Annotated in this window: 19 protein-coding genes; 9 read left to right on the forward strand and 10 right to left on the reverse strand. The window is 34.9% G+C overall.

Going from position 1 to position 17126, the window contains the following annotated elements; genetic code table 11:
- The 3 genes from Q0992_RS16060 to Q0992_RS16070 all read left to right on the forward strand — a co-directional run.
- Window positions 1–665 (forward strand): glycosyltransferase (locus tag Q0992_RS16060; protein ID WP_299526794.1); only part of this gene is annotated, 665 nt, incomplete at its 5' end.
- Window positions 666–737: 72 nt separating this feature from the next.
- Entirely contained in the window at window positions 738–2465 is a 1728-nt protein-coding gene (locus Q0992_RS16065) for a phospho-sugar mutase (protein ID WP_299526796.1), read from the forward strand.
- 3 nt (window positions 2466–2468) lie between these two features.
- Complete coding sequence (locus Q0992_RS16070; protein WP_299526798.1) at window positions 2469–4295, forward strand: ABC transporter ATP-binding protein; 1827 nt, start codon at window positions 2469–2471, stop codon at window positions 4293–4295.
- A gap of 3 nt (window positions 4296–4298) precedes the next feature.
- Here Q0992_RS16070 and Q0992_RS16075 read toward each other — a convergent pair whose 3' ends face one another.
- Window positions 4299–4772, reverse strand: a complete 474-nt coding sequence (locus Q0992_RS16075; protein WP_299526800.1) for a hypothetical protein — start codon at window positions 4770–4772, stop codon at window positions 4299–4301.
- Between the two features lie 382 nt (window positions 4773–5154).
- Here Q0992_RS16075 and Q0992_RS16080 point away from each other — a divergent pair, with 382 nt between their 5' ends.
- From Q0992_RS16080 to Q0992_RS16090, 3 genes are read left to right on the forward strand one after another with little or no spacing between them, the layout of a single operon-like run.
- On the forward strand, window positions 5155–5697 hold the full coding sequence (locus Q0992_RS16080; RefSeq protein ID WP_299526802.1) for an RNA polymerase sigma factor: 543 nt from the start codon (window positions 5155–5157) through the stop codon (window positions 5695–5697).
- Between the two features lie 54 nt (window positions 5698–5751).
- Entirely contained in the window at window positions 5752–6252 is a 501-nt protein-coding gene (locus tag Q0992_RS16085) for a hypothetical protein (protein ID WP_299526804.1), read from the forward strand.
- A gap of 10 nt (window positions 6253–6262) precedes the next feature.
- Window positions 6263–6715: a sensor of ECF-type sigma factor gene (locus tag Q0992_RS16090; RefSeq protein WP_299526805.1), complete on the forward strand. Its 453-nt coding sequence runs from the start codon at window positions 6263–6265 to the stop codon at window positions 6713–6715.
- Between the two features lie 28 nt (window positions 6716–6743).
- Here Q0992_RS16090 and Q0992_RS16095 read toward each other — a convergent pair whose 3' ends face one another.
- From Q0992_RS16095 to Q0992_RS16135, 9 genes are all read right to left on the reverse strand, one after another.
- Window positions 6744–7817, reverse strand: a complete 1074-nt coding sequence (locus Q0992_RS16095; RefSeq protein WP_299526807.1) for an oxidoreductase — start codon at window positions 7815–7817, stop codon at window positions 6744–6746.
- 100 nt (window positions 7818–7917) lie between these two features.
- Complete coding sequence (locus Q0992_RS16100; RefSeq protein ID WP_299526809.1) at window positions 7918–8598, reverse strand: SCO family protein; 681 nt, start codon at window positions 8596–8598, stop codon at window positions 7918–7920.
- Complete coding sequence (locus Q0992_RS16105; protein WP_299526811.1) at window positions 8576–9196, reverse strand: hypothetical protein; 621 nt, start codon at window positions 9194–9196, stop codon at window positions 8576–8578. The genes Q0992_RS16100 and Q0992_RS16105 overlap by 23 nt, the downstream gene beginning before the upstream one ends.
- Window position 9197: 1 nt before the next feature.
- Window positions 9198–9959, reverse strand: coding sequence for a YHYH protein (locus Q0992_RS16110; RefSeq protein WP_299526813.1), 762 nt, complete (start codon window positions 9957–9959; stop codon window positions 9198–9200).
- Window positions 9960–10022: 63 nt separating this feature from the next.
- Window positions 10023–11153, reverse strand: a complete 1131-nt coding sequence (locus tag Q0992_RS16115; protein ID WP_299526815.1) for a YHYH protein — start codon at window positions 11151–11153, stop codon at window positions 10023–10025.
- Window positions 11154–11239: 86 nt separating this feature from the next.
- Window positions 11240–11533 (reverse strand): EF-hand domain-containing protein, encoded by a 294-nt coding sequence (locus Q0992_RS16120; protein WP_299526817.1) that lies wholly within the window; start codon window positions 11531–11533, stop codon window positions 11240–11242.
- A gap of 120 nt (window positions 11534–11653) precedes the next feature.
- Window positions 11654–12160, reverse strand: a complete 507-nt coding sequence (locus Q0992_RS16125) for a Spy/CpxP family protein refolding chaperone (RefSeq protein WP_299526819.1) — start codon at window positions 12158–12160, stop codon at window positions 11654–11656.
- Window positions 12161–12162: 2 nt separating this feature from the next.
- A complete protein-coding gene (locus tag Q0992_RS16130) occupies window positions 12163–12477 on the reverse strand; it encodes a hypothetical protein (RefSeq protein ID WP_299526821.1) in 315 nt (104 codons plus the stop codon).
- A 39-nt stretch (window positions 12478–12516) separates the two neighbouring features.
- A complete protein-coding gene (locus Q0992_RS16135) occupies window positions 12517–13095 on the reverse strand; it encodes an RNA polymerase sigma factor (RefSeq protein WP_299526823.1) in 579 nt (192 codons plus the stop codon).
- A 67-nt stretch (window positions 13096–13162) separates the two neighbouring features.
- Here Q0992_RS16135 and Q0992_RS16140 point away from each other — a divergent pair, with 67 nt between their 5' ends.
- The 3 genes from Q0992_RS16140 to Q0992_RS16150 are packed head-to-tail and all read left to right on the forward strand — an operon-like array spanning window position 13163 to window position 17091.
- Window positions 13163–14380, forward strand: coding sequence for an RsmB/NOP family class I SAM-dependent RNA methyltransferase (locus Q0992_RS16140; RefSeq protein ID WP_299526825.1), 1218 nt, complete (start codon window positions 13163–13165; stop codon window positions 14378–14380).
- A gap of 9 nt (window positions 14381–14389) precedes the next feature.
- Complete coding sequence (locus tag Q0992_RS16145) at window positions 14390–16219, forward strand: endonuclease (protein WP_299526827.1); 1830 nt, start codon at window positions 14390–14392, stop codon at window positions 16217–16219.
- A 2-nt stretch (window positions 16220–16221) separates the two neighbouring features.
- Window positions 16222–17091: a fructosamine kinase family protein gene (locus Q0992_RS16150; protein WP_299526829.1), complete on the forward strand. Its 870-nt coding sequence runs from the start codon at window positions 16222–16224 to the stop codon at window positions 17089–17091.
- The last annotated feature ends 35 nt before the right edge of the window (window positions 17092–17126 follow it).

The raw sequence follows: 17126 nt of genomic DNA on the forward strand, positions 1-17126 counted from the left end.
AGGATAATCCAGAAGAGATTCCAGAATTGTACAAAATGGTCACAGGAGATAACTACGACCTTATTTCTGGCTGGAAAAAGAAACGCTACGATTCTCTTATTACTAAAAACTTACCCTCAAAACTATTCAACTGGGCGGCAAGACGAACTTCTGGTGTAAAACTACATGATTTTAATTGTGGGCTCAAAGCTTACAGTAATACTGTGGTAAAGCACATTGATGTTTATGGAGAAATGCACAGGTATATCCCTGTATTAGCAAAAAATGCTGGGTTTGTAAATATCGGTGAAAAAGTAGTGAAGCATCAAGCGCGTAAATATGGGAAGACCAAATTTGGGATGAGCCGTTTTATAAACGGATTCTTAGACCTGATCACAATATGGTTTGTGTCTCGATTTGGAAAACGACCAATGCATCTTTTCGGTGCTCTAGGTGTTATTATGTTCATTATTGGTTTTGGCTTTGCATTTTACTTAGGCTTGGATAAACTATTCTTCAATCCAACAGGCCGACTCATCACCGATAGACCGCAGTTTTATATTGCCCTTGCCACTATGATTATTGGTTCGCAGTTATTTATTGCCGGCTTCCTAGGAGAACTCATTTTAAGGTCTAATCGTCAGCAACAACGCTACCATATTAAAGAAGCCTTAAATATATCATAACGTAGAATTATCGTTGAGATTTAAGCATCCATTTCTAAGATTGTTTACTTTTGTGTTACAATAACTTTTCTCATGATTTACATTAAACCTGAAATTTTAGAACGTGTTAATTCCTGGTTAACACCAACATTTGACAACGATACACAAGAGCAGATAAAACACATGATCGCTTCCGACCCAAAGGGATTAGAAGAAAGTTTTTACAAGGATTTAGAGTTTGGGACTGGAGGTATGCGTGGTATAATGGGATTGGGTACTAACCGAATTAACAAATATACGCTAGGAAAAAATACACAAGGATTAAGCAATTATCTAAAAACATCATTTCCAAATGAAGATATAAAGGTAGCTATTGCTTATGATTGCAGACATAATAGTAAAACATTTGGGAAAGTCGTAGCGGACGTGTTCTCAGCTAACGGTATTCAGGTTTATTTATTCGAAGATTTAAGACCAACACCAGAGCTTTCTTTTGCTTTAAAACATTTAAATTGCCATTGTGGCATTGTATTAACGGCTTCACATAATCCGCCTGAATATAATGGCTATAAAGTCTATTGGCAGGATGGTGGGCAACTGGTACCACCACAAGATGAGGAAATCATTGCAGAAATCAATCAATTGGATTATTCTGAAGTTAAATTTGGATCCCATCCTAATTTAATTCAATACATAGGACAGGAGGTTGATGCTGTTTTTATAGAATCGTCCATAAAAAACGGAAGTTTTAACACGTCTTCTCGGGCAAGAGAAAACTTGAATGTAGTTTTTACGTCTTTACATGGCACATCTATTATGTCAATCCCTGAAACCTTAAAACGTGCAGGATTTACTAACGTACATGTTGTTGAGGAACAAGCTGAACCAAATGGTGATTTCCCAACAGTGGTTTCACCAAATCCAGAAGAACCTGAAGCTTTAAAAATGGCCATGGAGCTTGCCGAAAAAGTGAATGGTGATATCGTTATTGGTACAGATCCAGATTGTGACCGTTTGGGAGTTGTTGTTCGTAACCTAGAAAGTGAATTAGTGATTCTTAATGGTAATCAGACCATGCTTTTAATGACGGATTTCTTGTTGAAACAATGGAAAAATGCTGATAAAATAAATGGCAATCAATTTGTAGGATCTACCATAGTTTCTACACCAATGATGTCAGTATTGGCAGAGGCTTATGGTGTAGAATGCAAAGTTGGTCTAACTGGTTTTAAGTGGATTGCTAAAATGATAAAGGACTTTCCTGAACTTGATTTTATTGGAGGTGGAGAAGAAAGCTTTGGATATATGGTTGGTGATTTTGTAAGGGATAAGGATGCTGTTACCTCTACCCTTTTAGCTTGTGAAATTGCAGCACAAGCCAAAGCTGAAGGGAAAACCATGTATCAATCTTTAATTGACTTATATGTAGAACATGGTTTTTACAAAGAACGCTTAGTTTCCCTGACTAAAAAAGGGATTGAAGGAGCACAAGAGATTAAACAAATCATGATCGATTCCAGGGAAAATCCGTTTAAGGAACTCAATGGTTCAAAAGTGATTCGCGTAGAGGATTATCAACTTTCTATCGCTAAAGATATGATCAATGGTACAGAAGAAATTATTGACATTCCTAAATCCAATGTGCTTATATATTATACTGAAGATGGAAGTAAAATTGCATTACGGCCAAGTGGTACGGAACCAAAGATTAAATTCTACATTAGCGTTAACACCGGGCTTGACAATGTGTCTGCTTTTAAAGAAACGGAGCAATTATTGGAAAACAAGATTGATGCTATCCTTGAGGATATGAATTTATAATGCATGAATTATCTAAAGAAACTTTCTAGATTTATTATCCCATACAAACGCTATGGGATTTTAAATATAATTTCTAATGTTCTCTATGCCTTTTTTAGCACGTTGGCGATGGTCTCATTGATGCCAATGATTAATGTGCTCTTTGGCGAAGGCAAAAAAGTTTCAGTAAAACCAGTGTATTCTGGCTTTACAAATCTGAAAGAATACTTAGAGAGTTTAATGAATTATTTTATAACTACAACTTCTGAGCAATTTGGACCTCAGCGCTCTTTGCTGTATATGATAATTCTAATCATTTCGCTGTTTTTACTCAAGAATTTCTTTAATTATTTAGGATTATATTTTATCACATTTCTGAGAAACGGGGTTTTAAAAAGCTTAAGAAATGATATTTATGACAAAGTTTTAACTTTACCTATATCCTACTACTCAGAAAAGAAAAAAGGAGATATCATTGCTCGAATCTCTGGTGATGTTAATGAGGTTAAAAACTCGCTTCTTGCAATTTTAGAATTAATAGTAAAAGAGCCATTGACTATTTTATTTGCAATTATTGCAATGTTTACAATCTCTGTTAAACTAACCATATTTGTTTTTTTATTTATTCCAATCTCTGGTTTTATTATTTCAAGAATTGGAAAAAGTTTGAAGAAAAAATCCAACAGAGTTCAAACAGAACAAGGTATTTTCCTTTCAACTTTAGAAGAAACTTTAAGCGGACTCAAGGTCATTAAAGGCTTCAATGCTGAAGGTCGTTTCAATAATCAATTCCAAGAATCAACAAATCGATTCTATGGTTTTTCTAACAAATTAATGAATCGACAAAATTTGGCCTCACCTACCAGTGAGTTTTTAGGTATTGTTACTATTGCTGCACTTCTATGGTATGGTGGTTCTATGGTATTAATAGATAAAACACTAACAGGTGGTGCTTTTATTACCTATATGGCACTTGCATATCAGATATTAACACCTGCAAAAGCAATAAGTAAAGCAAGTTATAAAGTAAAAGCAGGTAATGCAGCAGCGGACAGGATTTTGGAAATTCTAGAAACGAAATCACCTCTGGAAGACCTACCAAATGCCAAATCGAAAGACACGTTTGAATCCCAAATAAAACTGAATAACATCTCATTTAAGTATGAAGATGACTTGGTTCTTAAAAATTTCTCTTTAATCGTTCCCAAAGGAAAAAGCGTTGCGCTCGTTGGACAGTCTGGCAGTGGAAAAAGTACTATTGCTAATTTGGTTACACGCTTTTATGATGTGAATGAAGGGAGCATCTGCATTGATGGAGAGAATATCAAAGACCTTACCAAGCACTCCATTCGTAATCTTATGGGTATTGTTACCCAAGATTCCATACTTTTTAATGATAGTATTAAAAACAATATTCTTTTAGGAAAAGAAGAGGCTTCTGACGAAGATATTATTGATGCACTTAAAATTGCTAATGCTTGGGAATTTGTAAAGGATTTACCTCAAGGTATCGAAACCAATATTGGTGATTCTGGGAATAAATTATCTGGCGGACAAAAACAACGTTTAAGTATTGCTAGAGCTGTATTGAAGAATCCACCCATTATGATTTTGGACGAGGCGACGTCTGCTCTCGATACCGAAAGTGAGCGTTTGGTGCAAGATGCGCTCGAGAATATGATGAAAAACAGGACATCGATTGTCATTGCGCATCGCTTATCGACCATTCAAAATGCAGATGTTATTGTAGTGATGCTAAAAGGCGAAATCGCTGAGCATGGCACCCATTCCGAATTAATTGCTAAAAACGGAGTTTATAAAAAGCTCGTTGAAATGCAGAGTTTTGATTGATTTCTATAATAAGCCGAAAAAATAAGTCCAGTTGACACCATCACTAATGACGATAATACTTTTCAAATACTCATTTGCAGCCGCATTTTCATAAAGAAATATCTCATTTGCACCGCCTGTGGTACTTCCAGAAGAAAACAACTGACCTGCAGATGTAACTATCTTGGCCGTAACAGTATTTGTTGGATTTACATTTCTAATAAAATACACTCTCCCTGGCACTGCAGAAGGATCAGGTAATTCAAAAGTGTCGTCTTGAACCTGAGGATTAATCGAAATATAAACACCATCATCTATATCTACAGTAGTTCCTGTATTTGTTTGGTTGCCGATGCCATTGCCAGTTAAGCTAACCACTTTCACAGATAAATTTCCATTAATATCTAAAGTACTTCGTGGGCTATCAGTATTAATACCTACTTGAGCAGAAATAAGTATAGGAAGCACTAGTGAAAAAAGTAGGGAAAATCGTTTCATCTCAATTAAATCTTAAAATAGAACTAACGAAATGTACAATTTTTCTTCTATAATCTAAAAATAAAATCGAGGTAACCCATAAAATGCCAGCCAAGTAGGATTAAACTAAGAATCAAAAAGGGTACACTTTTACGTGCACCCTTCTCATTTTGTTACCAGATTTGGGGAACTGATAACAGTTAATAGGTTAAGCTGTGTCAAACATATAATAAATAATGTTATAAACCAAGGAAAAAACGCTTTTTATCGTATTTTTTTGCTTTTAATCGATTAAATAAAACGTAATAACTTGATAATCAACACTTATTGAATCAATCAAAAAATAATATTTTTTACCTTTAAACTTTTAGTGATTTAAATGGTCTAAATAGTAAAGTTTTTATTGATTAACGAAACTGAATTCATATCACGCCTTCAAGACCCCTTGTCTAAAGAAGCAGCTTTTAGAGAACTCCTACAACTCTATAAAGAGCGTTTGTATTGGCATATACGAAAAATCGTGATTACGCATGATGATGCAGACGATGTCTTACAAAATACCTTTATAAAGGTTTACCGTAGTATTGATAAGTTTAAAGGTGATAGCAAATTATATTCTTGGTTATACCGTATTGCCACTAACGAATCTATAACGCATATTAATAAGAATGCCAAGCGTTTACAAATATCAAACGAAGAACAACAGACCATAGCCATAAACAATTTAACTGCTGATGTCTATTTTGAAGGTGATGAGATTCAGTTAAAACTTCAGATGGCTATTGCTACATTGCCTCAAAAACAACAGTTAGTATTTAATATGAAATATTTTGATGATTTAAAATACAAGGAAATTGCCAATATTTTAGAAACCAGTGAAGGAGCACTTAAGGCATCATACCATTTAGCCGTAAAAAAAATAGAACGCTTTTTGACCTCAGATTAAACCATTTTAGTATTTTGAAGTCATAGATATATACTGAAACAAGTTCAGCACAAGGTGAAAAATGATAAATTACATAAGATCAAATCTACAGGTTTTAAAACACCAGACGATTACTTCGAGTCTTTTGAAGATAAACTCTTTGAGCGTTTAGAAGAAAAAGCAACTATAGCAGGAATTAACGACACTGGTTTTAAAGTCCCTAAAGATTATTTTAATGATCTCGATGACGAAATCATTAGCAAATTAAATACCGATGATAAACCTGTAGTTAAATTAAACTCTAGAAAAACCTTTTACTATGTCGCTGGCATTGCTGCATCATTAGCATTAATGCTTGCAATTTATATAAATAGAAGCGATGAAGAGATTTCTGCCGAAATGGTAGAAACTTATTTTCAAGAGAGCGACTTAGACAGTTATGAATTAGCCGAGCTACTGGTTGATGCTGAAATACTTGAAGAAGACTTTATCTTAGTTGAACCCGAGTATAATGAAGAAAATTTAGAATCATATCTTTTAGAAAACACCGATATTGAATCTGTTTTACAACAATAAAAATACAATAATGAAAAAATTAATCCCAATACTAGTCTTACTGATAAGTTTCACAAGTTATGCTCAAGGAGGCGAAAAAATGCAAGAACGTATTAAGGCTCAAAAAATCGCCTTCATTACCGAAAAGTTAAACTTAACCGCACAAGAGGCGCAACAATTCTGGCCTATTTACAATGCCTTTGAAGCTAAGCTGGAGAAAATCAAATCTGAAGACTTAAGACCCTTAAAAAAGGAAATGCGCAGTGGTGATGTATCCGATAAAAGGGCTGATGAAATTTTGGAAAAAGTTATGACTGCGGAAGCTAATATGCATAATGCCAAGCTTCAACTTGTGGAAGATTTAAAAAAGGTATTATCATCGAAAAAGATTATAAAACTTAAAGCTGCTGAAGACCAATTTAATCAAGTACTACTGGATAAATTAAAAGAATTCAGGGAGCGAAGACGAAATAGAAAAAACTAAAATTAGAGAAGCCATATGGCTTCTTTTTTTATTCCCTAAACGTCAATTTACTGATGCGTCCTATGCCAGCGGCATAAGCTACAGAATCATTTAAAAACCGTAAGGTGTAGAAGCCTTCATCACTAAGATGTTTCCACGTCTCTCCAGCATCGTTACTATAATCAATGCCTTTAAACCCTATAGCCACCAATTCCTTGGCATTGCGATCAGGTACATATTGTACACAACTCCTATAGCCAGGGCCTTTACCGTTAGCCATGATTTGCCAAGTCTTGCCACCATCTGCGGTTCTAATTTTATTGGCTAATGTATCGTTTGGCTTGGTGTAATCTCCTCCTATTGCAAACCCATTATTTTCATCATAAAAGTCTATAGAATACATCCCTGTGGTTTCTTTACCCTGAATAATTGGCGTATCAAAAACTTCCCAAGTTTTACCTTTGTCAGGCGAATATAGAATTCGGCTAGCTTTTCCTCCAGTTGCCACCCAAGTATGGTTTCCAACTATGGCGATATTAGTGTCACTAGCGGCAAAAGCTGCCTCACCTTCTTTTGCTTTTGGCAACTCATCGCAAGATAATTTAGTCCAGGTCTCACCACCATCTCTGGTAATGATGATACTCATACAACCTTCTGTAGGATCACCTATGGCGATACCTTCATCATCATTCCAAAAATCCATAGAATCGTAAAATGTCTTAGGGTGACTTTCTTCGTAGACTATTTTAGTATTTGAAATAAATGCATCTACCCTATCATTTTTTTCAATTTTATAAAGTAAAGCTGGCGATTCTATAGACATGTAGAACAAGTTATGACCATTAAATGCTGATGACCGAAAAGAAGGGAAAATTGAATCTTTTTGTTTTAAATCTGAAACTCTTGCTCCATTTTTTAAACTAATTCCGATTTTTCCATTTTGTGCACCATAATAAATATTAGAGTCAATTTCTTGAATAGTTCTAATGCTAAGTGTGGAATCTACCAATACTTCTTTTATCCAAATTCTTGTTATCTTTCTGTGGTCTTTATTATTGATGTTTTCCTCTGATTTGCAAGAACTTAGACCAACGAGCAATAATCCGATTAAAAAGATTCTCATACTTTCAATTTTCCTTAAAAATAGAAAAGCTTTACGATATAGCTGTAAAGCTTTTCAAATTAACAATAAACTATCAATCAAATTATAAACTAACCAAAATTTATTTTTCGTTTTTTAATGCCTTTATATCCTCAATCAATTGCATCATAGAAGCTCTGTTTAAGCCATTATAAATCCCTCTAATATGCTTATTCTTATCAATCAATAGAAAATTCTCGGTATGTAGAAAATCATTTAAATCCTTAGGCTCGCTTAAATCATTTTCCACAAAATATTGGTTTCTTCCTAAATCATATATCTCTGTTCGGTCTCCCGTTACCAAATGCCACTTATTATCAATCACGCCATGGATTCTTGCATAATTCTTTAAAACTGAAACTGAATCTTTTGTTGGTGTTACTGTATGCGATAAAAACAAAACATCGTCATCGTCTATAAATGCTTCTTGCAACTTGTACATATTTCCTGTCATTAGCGGGCAAATCCCTGGACAACTCGCAAAGAAAAAATCCGTGACGTAGATTTTATTTTCAAAGGTCTGTTCTGTGATTGTATCACCTAATTGATTCACTAATTTAAAATCAGGAATCTTGTGAAAGTCCCGTTCCTCATCACTATTTGGCTTTAACCAGTTAGGTGTAAATGATTTCTCATTGTAATAAGGAAGATTAGCTAGTTCTTTGGTACTATCTCCTTTTGTATCATTTTTACAATTGGTAAAAATTAATAGTGCCAAAAACCATAAATAGTTCAATATCTTAATTTTTGATAACCACCTCATCTTCTAACTTATAACATGAATTCGCTCTTCGCATTCCATAAATTCGACCATTCTTAGCTTCATAATTAACATACAATTTCCCATTCTCTAACCATCCTTTTTGAATGCCTTCTTCCTTACCATCTACTATATGCCTCAATTTAGAAAGTTGCCCGTTTGAATACCACTGCTTTTCTAAGCCATTAAGCAAGCCTTTCTCATAATGGGATTCTCTTGATAATTCTCCGTTTTCCCACCAAGATTTATAGACACCACTCAAGCGATTATTTCTGTAATGTGATTCTACCCGAAGCACACCATAGGGCGACCACTGTCTTGCTACACCCTCTCGTTTTCCATTGTAAAAACCTATACGCTCTCCTAAGGTATCATTGGCATGGAATCTTAAGGCATATCCATTATAGGGTTCTTCATTATAATACCATATACCTTCAACCTGATTTAAAATAAGTTCGTCTTTGTTGACCTCAACAGCTTTTATAACGACTGGTTTTTTAACTAATACTTCAATATCGTTATCTTTACCATTATTGGTTTTAGATTCTTCACAACCTAAAAATGACACCACTATAATTATTGAAATCAACTGCCTCATCATTCTAATAGCCTTGATACGGTCCGGCAAATGCGATGTAAGACCCTGTTGTAGAATATACTTCGTTAATGATATGGTAATGGTATTCACCATCTGGATTATGTGGCGTTGGGCCAAAATGACCACCAGATTCGTCCAAATCGGTAGGATAATCTCCTGAAGGATAATCACGTCTTCCATACAAGAAAATCCCATCTAATAATATACCCACTAAATTATCATCGTCATTTGTGATTGCTTTTGGTTCTAGATGATAATGGTATACACCTGGGCCTATATGACCTCCTGTCCAGTCTAAACTTGCTGCTGCTTGATTTAGTGGCCCTCCACCTTCTTGATCATTGAAAATTGAAGCTCCACTCACCGCTATACCAATCGTATCAAAAGTGGTAGATATCGTATTACCTGTTAAGTTTGGTGTGGCATCAACTACAATTGTAACAGCATTATTATTACTAGACATAATACTAGGCGTTAAATCTACGTCTGGCTCTTCAATATAAAGCTCGTGTCCCACGCCCCAATAAACAGTTTCATGATCTGGCAGACCTGTCGTTTCTATAACTACATTAGACCCATCTAAGTAAATTGTCGTTGCATCAGAATTAAACTCACTAAATGCAGCGTGTAATTCCGTTGGTATGCTTCCATCATCATCTGTTGTCCCTGAGTCATCAGAAGATGAGTTGCTATCATCACTAGAACAAGCTATGCTTATCATAAATAGTGATAGTATTAATGCTAAAAGTTTAAAGAGATTTTTCATAATAATTGATTTGATTTAAAAGCTTAGATACAACCTGCATCTTCAACTTGTGATTAGTAAAAGTTAGCCTCTCCTCTGTGGCCCTTGCCTATCTGGTCTTGGTACATTCTTGATTTCGTTCTCTGAAATAAAACCATCTTTGTTTGTATCCACACGATCAAAAAAATCAATCAAAGGGCCTTTTGCTTCCTTCTTGCTGATTTTCTTATCGTTATTGGTATCCATTTCTTTCAAAAGTTCGGCATAGCTAGGTGTTCTTCTCCTAGTACGCCGAGCTCTGTCATTAGTATTAGCATTACCAAATTGAGGCCTATGTGTTTCTTGATATTCTCCCATTAGGCATCTACTCACATAGGGAAATTCGTTGGTTACCAAATACATGTAATTGCCATCTATTGTAATACCATTGCACTCATCTAGGTCTCCATAGCCTTCGATGTATTCAAAATCTGATGTAAAGGTCCCATCATGATGACCTCCCACCGAAATATCCATTTGTTCCATAGGATTTTCATAAGTACAATCCTCTCCTTCCCTAGTGCCTCTAACAGCCTTATAACTTGGCTTGTATTTTCCACTTTTAGAGTAATACATCGGGAAACCATCATGGGCAAAACCGATATGCACCAAATCTTCACCAGTATCAAAATTCTCTATTACTGAAGTTGGTGTTCCATGATAGTGATAGGCTCCTGTTGGTTGTACATGCGCATGATTAAAGTCTAATCCTAGATTAATCACATCTTGTAGTGCTTCGACACGATAATTTTCACCAGAATCACAAATAACGACCTCTGCGGTTCCGGGTTCAAATTTTACACCGTTTAATGCCACTCCAGGCTCCCTAGCCCATTTAGCTTCGCCAGTGTATTTAGGGTTTAGCGGAAATACATAAGTTTTACTCTGTGATGAAATACTGTTTGGATTGCCTTGATTAGGAAACAAACCTGTTTTATGGTCTGGCAACGAGTTGGTCGTCATCACACGCTGATTACCTTTCATTTTGACTTCAGTCTTCGTCCCGTAGGATATACTATTTAGTGTATATTCCCCAAAATAGTCATTCATTTCAACTATAGTCTCACGAGAATGATATGTACCATCATGGCTATGTGCATAGTCTGTTTTATGGCTATTACAATTGAGTAATAGTAAAACTAAAAGTGTCAGTCCAAGATTTTGATTTTTAAACATAATGATTGATTTAGAGATTAGGTAAAAAGTAGCTTCTTTTTAACTTTAGATGAATACTTTGACAAAAACTTGTGCCTAAAGAAGAATTAATTGTCTCGATTTCTTCTTTTTGGCTTAGGTGCCTTTTTGAATTCTTCTTCTGTTATGAAGCCATCTTCATTTAAATCTACCTTATCAAAGTGTTCCTTTAGTGGACCCTTAACTTCTTTTTTTGATAGCTTGCCATCTTCATTTTCATCCATATGCTTTAAAAGTTCAGCAAACGTTGGCGGCTCTCGCCTTTCGCGATCTGGTCTTTCTTGCTGGGCGTTTCCATTTAACATAAATACCAGCGATAGTGCACCTGTTATCAATCCTAATTTTAATGTCTTACTTTCCATGTTTTTTCTTTTTGATTATAGAAGTTTAGATGCCATTGTTTCCAATAACTTGTACGTATAAATGTTAAATAAACCACAAAAAAAGACCTCTGAATTAGAGGTCTAGCAATCTTTTAAATCCTAATGTCTTGGCGGTGGGCCATGTCTGTCCCTTCCCATTCCATCTGGTGGTCGCTTCCCCTTTGGCGGTGGTCTTCTATGTAATGCATCTTTCACAAGACGATTAAATTTCGCCTTTTGGGATTCATCACAGATTTCGTAAATAGCTCTGAAATGTCGAAAAATCTCCATGTCTTTTTCCTTTTCATAATTACCAATTACAGAAGTAATAGAATCTATTAGGGAAGTGTCTACGCCTGCTTTAGAAATATTATCGAAGAGTACGTCTTTAGTAGCTCTAATCTGTTCGGATATGGACATCATTTTCTTTCTATGTACCTGTTCCAAATCATTAAATTCCTTTAATTGAGTATCATTAAAGTTCAACCTATTAGTAATAAAACTATTTGGGCCTTTTGGGCCTCTAAGGTCATTTTCTTTTGAATCGCCTAAAAACTTATATAAGAAGAATCCATTAACGGCTATTAAAAAGACCAATAAGATATAGAGAGGTAGTTGTTTTTTCATTTCTAATCAATTAAAGATTCTGAAGCATCCTCAGTTAGACCATAACTTTCTGCAAAGTTTGAAATTTCATTGTCGTAACTTTCATTTCTCAGTTGCATCACTGCAAAAACATTAATCGCAACAATTAAAACTAATGTCGCTAATTGAACCTGAGGAGTCAGCCAAGACCACAAAACCTTTGGTTCCTGTTTTTGCTCAGCAAAAATTTGACGCATCGCTTTCCCTTTGAAAAAAGGCGAAACACTAACCTCTTCAATAGTATCAACACTATTAAGAGTCGCTTCAATTTTGTCTGTTATATCTTTATTTGTTTCCATATTCATATACTTAGATGTCATAGTTTGTAAAAACTTGCGTTACATGTTCTTTTTATAAAAATCCTCCAATAGCTTTTGTAAATTTTTCTTTGCCCTAAACATCAAAGACTCTACCGAGGATATACTTTTTTGAGTAATCTCACTAATTTCCTGATAACTTAACCCGTCTATTTTATGAAGTGTAAATACGACTCTCTGAGCTTCAGGCAAACTATTTATAGCCAAGAATAAAGTTTCACTTTTCTCTTTATTTTCTAAAATAATACCTGGGTGATTCATCTCAGTGAAATATGAAGTCTTATCAATAGGAATAGTATTTCCACTTAAAGACTGTAAAAAAGCAAATCGTTTTTTTGTATTGCGCTTCCTAATAAACTCCAAACACTTATTGGTGGTAATCCTGTAAATCCAAGTCGAAAGTTTTGATTTCCCTTTAAACTTATGAATAGAATTAAATACCTCAACAAAAACATCCTGAGCCAAATCCTCAGCTTCTTCTTTATTTGGCACAAAAGAGATACAAGTAGAAAACACTTTCTGCTGAAAATCGTATATCAATTTGCCATAAGCTGACTCCTCCCCTGCTATTAATCTCTTAATAAAGTCGTTTTGCTCCAAATACTGATAAATTATCTTCTACAAATTAATGAATTAAATGTAACTTTGCGCGCTTATATTTAACAACATGCGCTTACACAGAAACTTATGCTTTGCAGTTATTGATGGTCTACACCAAATCTTCAATGAGAACGAATATGCAGATAAAGTTGTACAACAATTACTAAAGCGCGACAAACGTTGGGGAAGCCGTGATAGAGGTTTTATAGCAGAAACCACCTATGAAATTGTACGCTACAAGCGCTTATATGCTGAAATAGCCAATGTAAAAGCGCCTTACGATAGGGATAATTTATGGCGATTATTTGCAGTGTGGGCCACACTAAAAGGCATAAGATTACCAGATTGGAAATATTTCTACGATACACCAACTCGAAAAATAAAAGGGCGCTTTGACGAATTGAGCAAGGTCAGGAAATATAGAGAATCCATTCCTGATTGGATGGACAGCCTAGGACTTGAAGAGCTCGGTGAATCCGTTTGGACGAATGAAATTACCAAACAAAACGAACAGGCAGATGTTATCCTAAGAGTCAATACATTAAAAACCAATAAAAAAGATTTACGTCTAAAGCTTCAATCTGAGAATATAGAAACAGAATTTCTTCCACAACACGCCTCAGCATTAAGACTTAAGGAACGTGCCAATGTCTTTAGAACAGAAGCGTTTAAAAAGGGTTGGTTCGAAGTTCAGGATGCCTCGTCACAATTGGTTGCCGATTTTCTCGATGTAAAATCAGGTATGAAAGTCGTTGATGCTTGTGCAGGTGCAGGTGGTAAAACATTGCATCTGGCTTCTCTTATGGAGAATAAAGGCCAGATTATTGCAATGGACATTTACGAAAGTAAATTAAAAAAGTTAAAAGTAAGAGCACGACGAAATGGAGTTCATAATGTGGAACTAAAAGTTATTGATTCTACCAAGCCCATTAAAAAGCTGCATGGCAAAGCTGATCGATTACTAATAGATGCACCTTGTTCGGGTTTAGGTGTTTTAAGACGAAATCCCGATGCAAAATGGAAGTTAACACCAGAGTTTATTGATAATATAAAAGACACTCAAACCGAAGCGTTGCATCAATACTCCAAAATGGTAAAACCTGGCGGAAAAATGGTCTATGCCACTTGTTCAATTCTACCATCTGAAAACGAAAAACAAATTGATAAATTTTTAACCTCCGAAATGGGAAAAGCGTTTACTTTTGTGAAAGACAAAAAAGTGCTAGCTCATAAATCTGGTTATGATGGATTTTATATGGCACTATTGGAAAAAATAAATGAATAAATTAGATTTATGAAACAATACTACATACTCACATTCATGCTTATCTCATTGTTATCCTTTGGACAAGCTCCAACAGGCTACTATGATTCAGCAAATGGACTAACCGGTTTTGCTTTAAAATCCCAATTAAAGAGAATCATAAATGACAACAATAATGGGCTTTCCCCAGAATTCTTACATAATGACCAAGGGGATAATTTAGACAATCTTTACGGCACAAGTGACCTTGATTTATATTATGAGAATGATAGCACCATTTTAGATATTTATTCAGAAAATCCAAGCGGTTCAGATCCTTACAATTACAATTTTCTAACTGATGAATGTGCAGGGAATTTTAGTAGCGAAGGGGAATGCTACAATAAAGAACATATAATACCTAGATCCGTATATAACGAAGCAAGTCCAATGGTAGATGATGCACACACCGTTATTCCTACTGATGGCAGAGTTAATGGATTAAGAAGTAATTTACCTTTTGGCCGTGTGGATGATAATCAATTGATTTCTCAGAGTGGTATTAGCAATCCAACAATGAATGGTTCTAAGGCTGGCGGCAACCTCAACAGCGGCTATTCTGCTGGTTATACAAATACTGTTTTTGAACCCATCGATGAATTTAAAGGTGATGTAGCAAGAATATACTTTTATTTTGTTACACGCTATGAAGACCAAGTCGATAATTGGAGCAGTTACCCAATGTTTGATGGTAGTAATGACAAAGCTATAGCCGATCCATTCCTAAACATTTTGTTGACTTGGCATAATAATGATCCTGTTTCACAAAAAGAAATAGATAGAAATAACACCGTTTTTAATTATCAAAACAATCGTAATCCTTTTGTTGACAATCCTAGTTATGCCAATGCCATATGGAATGCTACACCAGATACAACACCTCCAACAAATCCAACTAACCTAATAACTTCCAACCCAACGGTTAGCAGCATCGATTTAAACTGGACAGCATCCACAGATAATGTTGCTGTAACGTCTTATGATATTTATATTAATAGCGTTTTCTCATTCAATACTGGTAATACAAATACAAATACAACAGCCTTCGGTTTAATAACAGATACTGTTTACTGTTTTACCATAAGAGCAAGAGATGCTGCTGGCAACGAATCTGATTTTAGCAATGAGTCTTGTGATGCCACTTTAAATGACGGTAGTGATTTAAATTGTACTAATGAAACCTTTGATAATATGCCGGCGAATTCTAGTCAATATACAAACGTAATGTGGGTTGGCAATAATGGATTTTCTTATAGCGCTACCGATGCAAGGACAGATCAGACTTTAGATGGACGAGCCATAACCATAAGAAATGGCACTTTGCAATATACAGATAGTTTTAGCACTGTTATTGAATCTTTTTCAATTACAACACAGCGTGTATTTAGTGGAGGCTCTGGTACATTTGATTTAGTTATAAATGGAACCGTTGTAGGCAATATACCTTATAGTGATACACCAACTACTACGACAATTAATGCAGATATTACTCCTTTTAACACTTTAGAGATCAACAACAACAGTATTCCGTCTAATAGAGTTATGTTTGATAATATGTCTTGGACTTGTGGCCTATTAAGTTCTGCTGAATATAATCTGAATAATATCAAAATTTATCCTAACCCATCTAAAGGTAGCATTTTATATCTAAGCTCTAATGAAGTTTTTGAATATGAAATATTTTCAATTCTCGGAACAAAAGTCGCTAAAGGTTTTACAAATAATGGTGAGATAAACATCGGTGATTTAGAAGGGGGAATGTACCTTATTCAATTATTTCTTGGTAATCAAAATAAGACAATTAAACTAGTTAAGCAATAACAATGTTGTTGGATGAGGGGCTAAAAAGTCTTTTTGAAAATGTTTTAGAATCATCAATATTAAGCTACTCCTCATTATCCGGTGGTGATACCGCTTCTGTTTTTAGAATAGATACATCCAAAAGGTTGTCCTACATTCTTAAGTGCAGTCGTTTAAACGTTTCGCAAAACATGTTTGAAGCTGAAGCAAATGGACTCAAGTTAATTGCTAAAACCAATACCATTGCCACACCCAAGGTCATCAATTCTGGAATTCATAATGGCAGCGCTTACCTTCTCATGGAGTATATACCTTCAAAATCACCATCCTCTAAAGATTATTCAAAACTGGGATTTCAACTTTCTCAACTTCATAATCATACATCAGAAAATTTTGGATTAAACAGTGACAATTATATTGGAAGTCTTGAACAACGAAATACGCGTACTGAAAACTGGATTAATTTTTATAGTGAACAACGACTAGGTTTCCAACTAAAATTGGCACTTAAAAAAGGGGTGCTAAATTCATCTGAAATTCCCTCTAGTCAGAACATTAAATTGACGTTTGAAGGAATTTGCAATGGTATTAAACCTTCGCTACTTCATGGGGATTTATGGGGAGGAAACTTTATTATAGCAGAAGATGGAACGCCTTATCTCATAGACCCAGCTACATATTATGGCCATTCAGAAATTGATATTGCCATGAGCAAACTTTTTGGCGGATTTAATTTGAGTTTTTATGAAGCCTACCATAGCAATCGGCCTATAACCAATTTCTATAATCAACGTATTGAGTTGTATCAATTATACTATTTATTGGTTCATCTCAATATTTTTGGCAGTACCTATTATGGATCTGTAAAGCGTATTTTAAAATCCTATTTCTAATGTCAATTACTAGTGAATAACTTCATCTTTTAGAT

Source organism: Winogradskyella sp. (assembly GCF_028289625.1).
Classification (GTDB): Bacteria; Bacteroidota; Bacteroidia; order Flavobacteriales; family Flavobacteriaceae; genus Winogradskyella.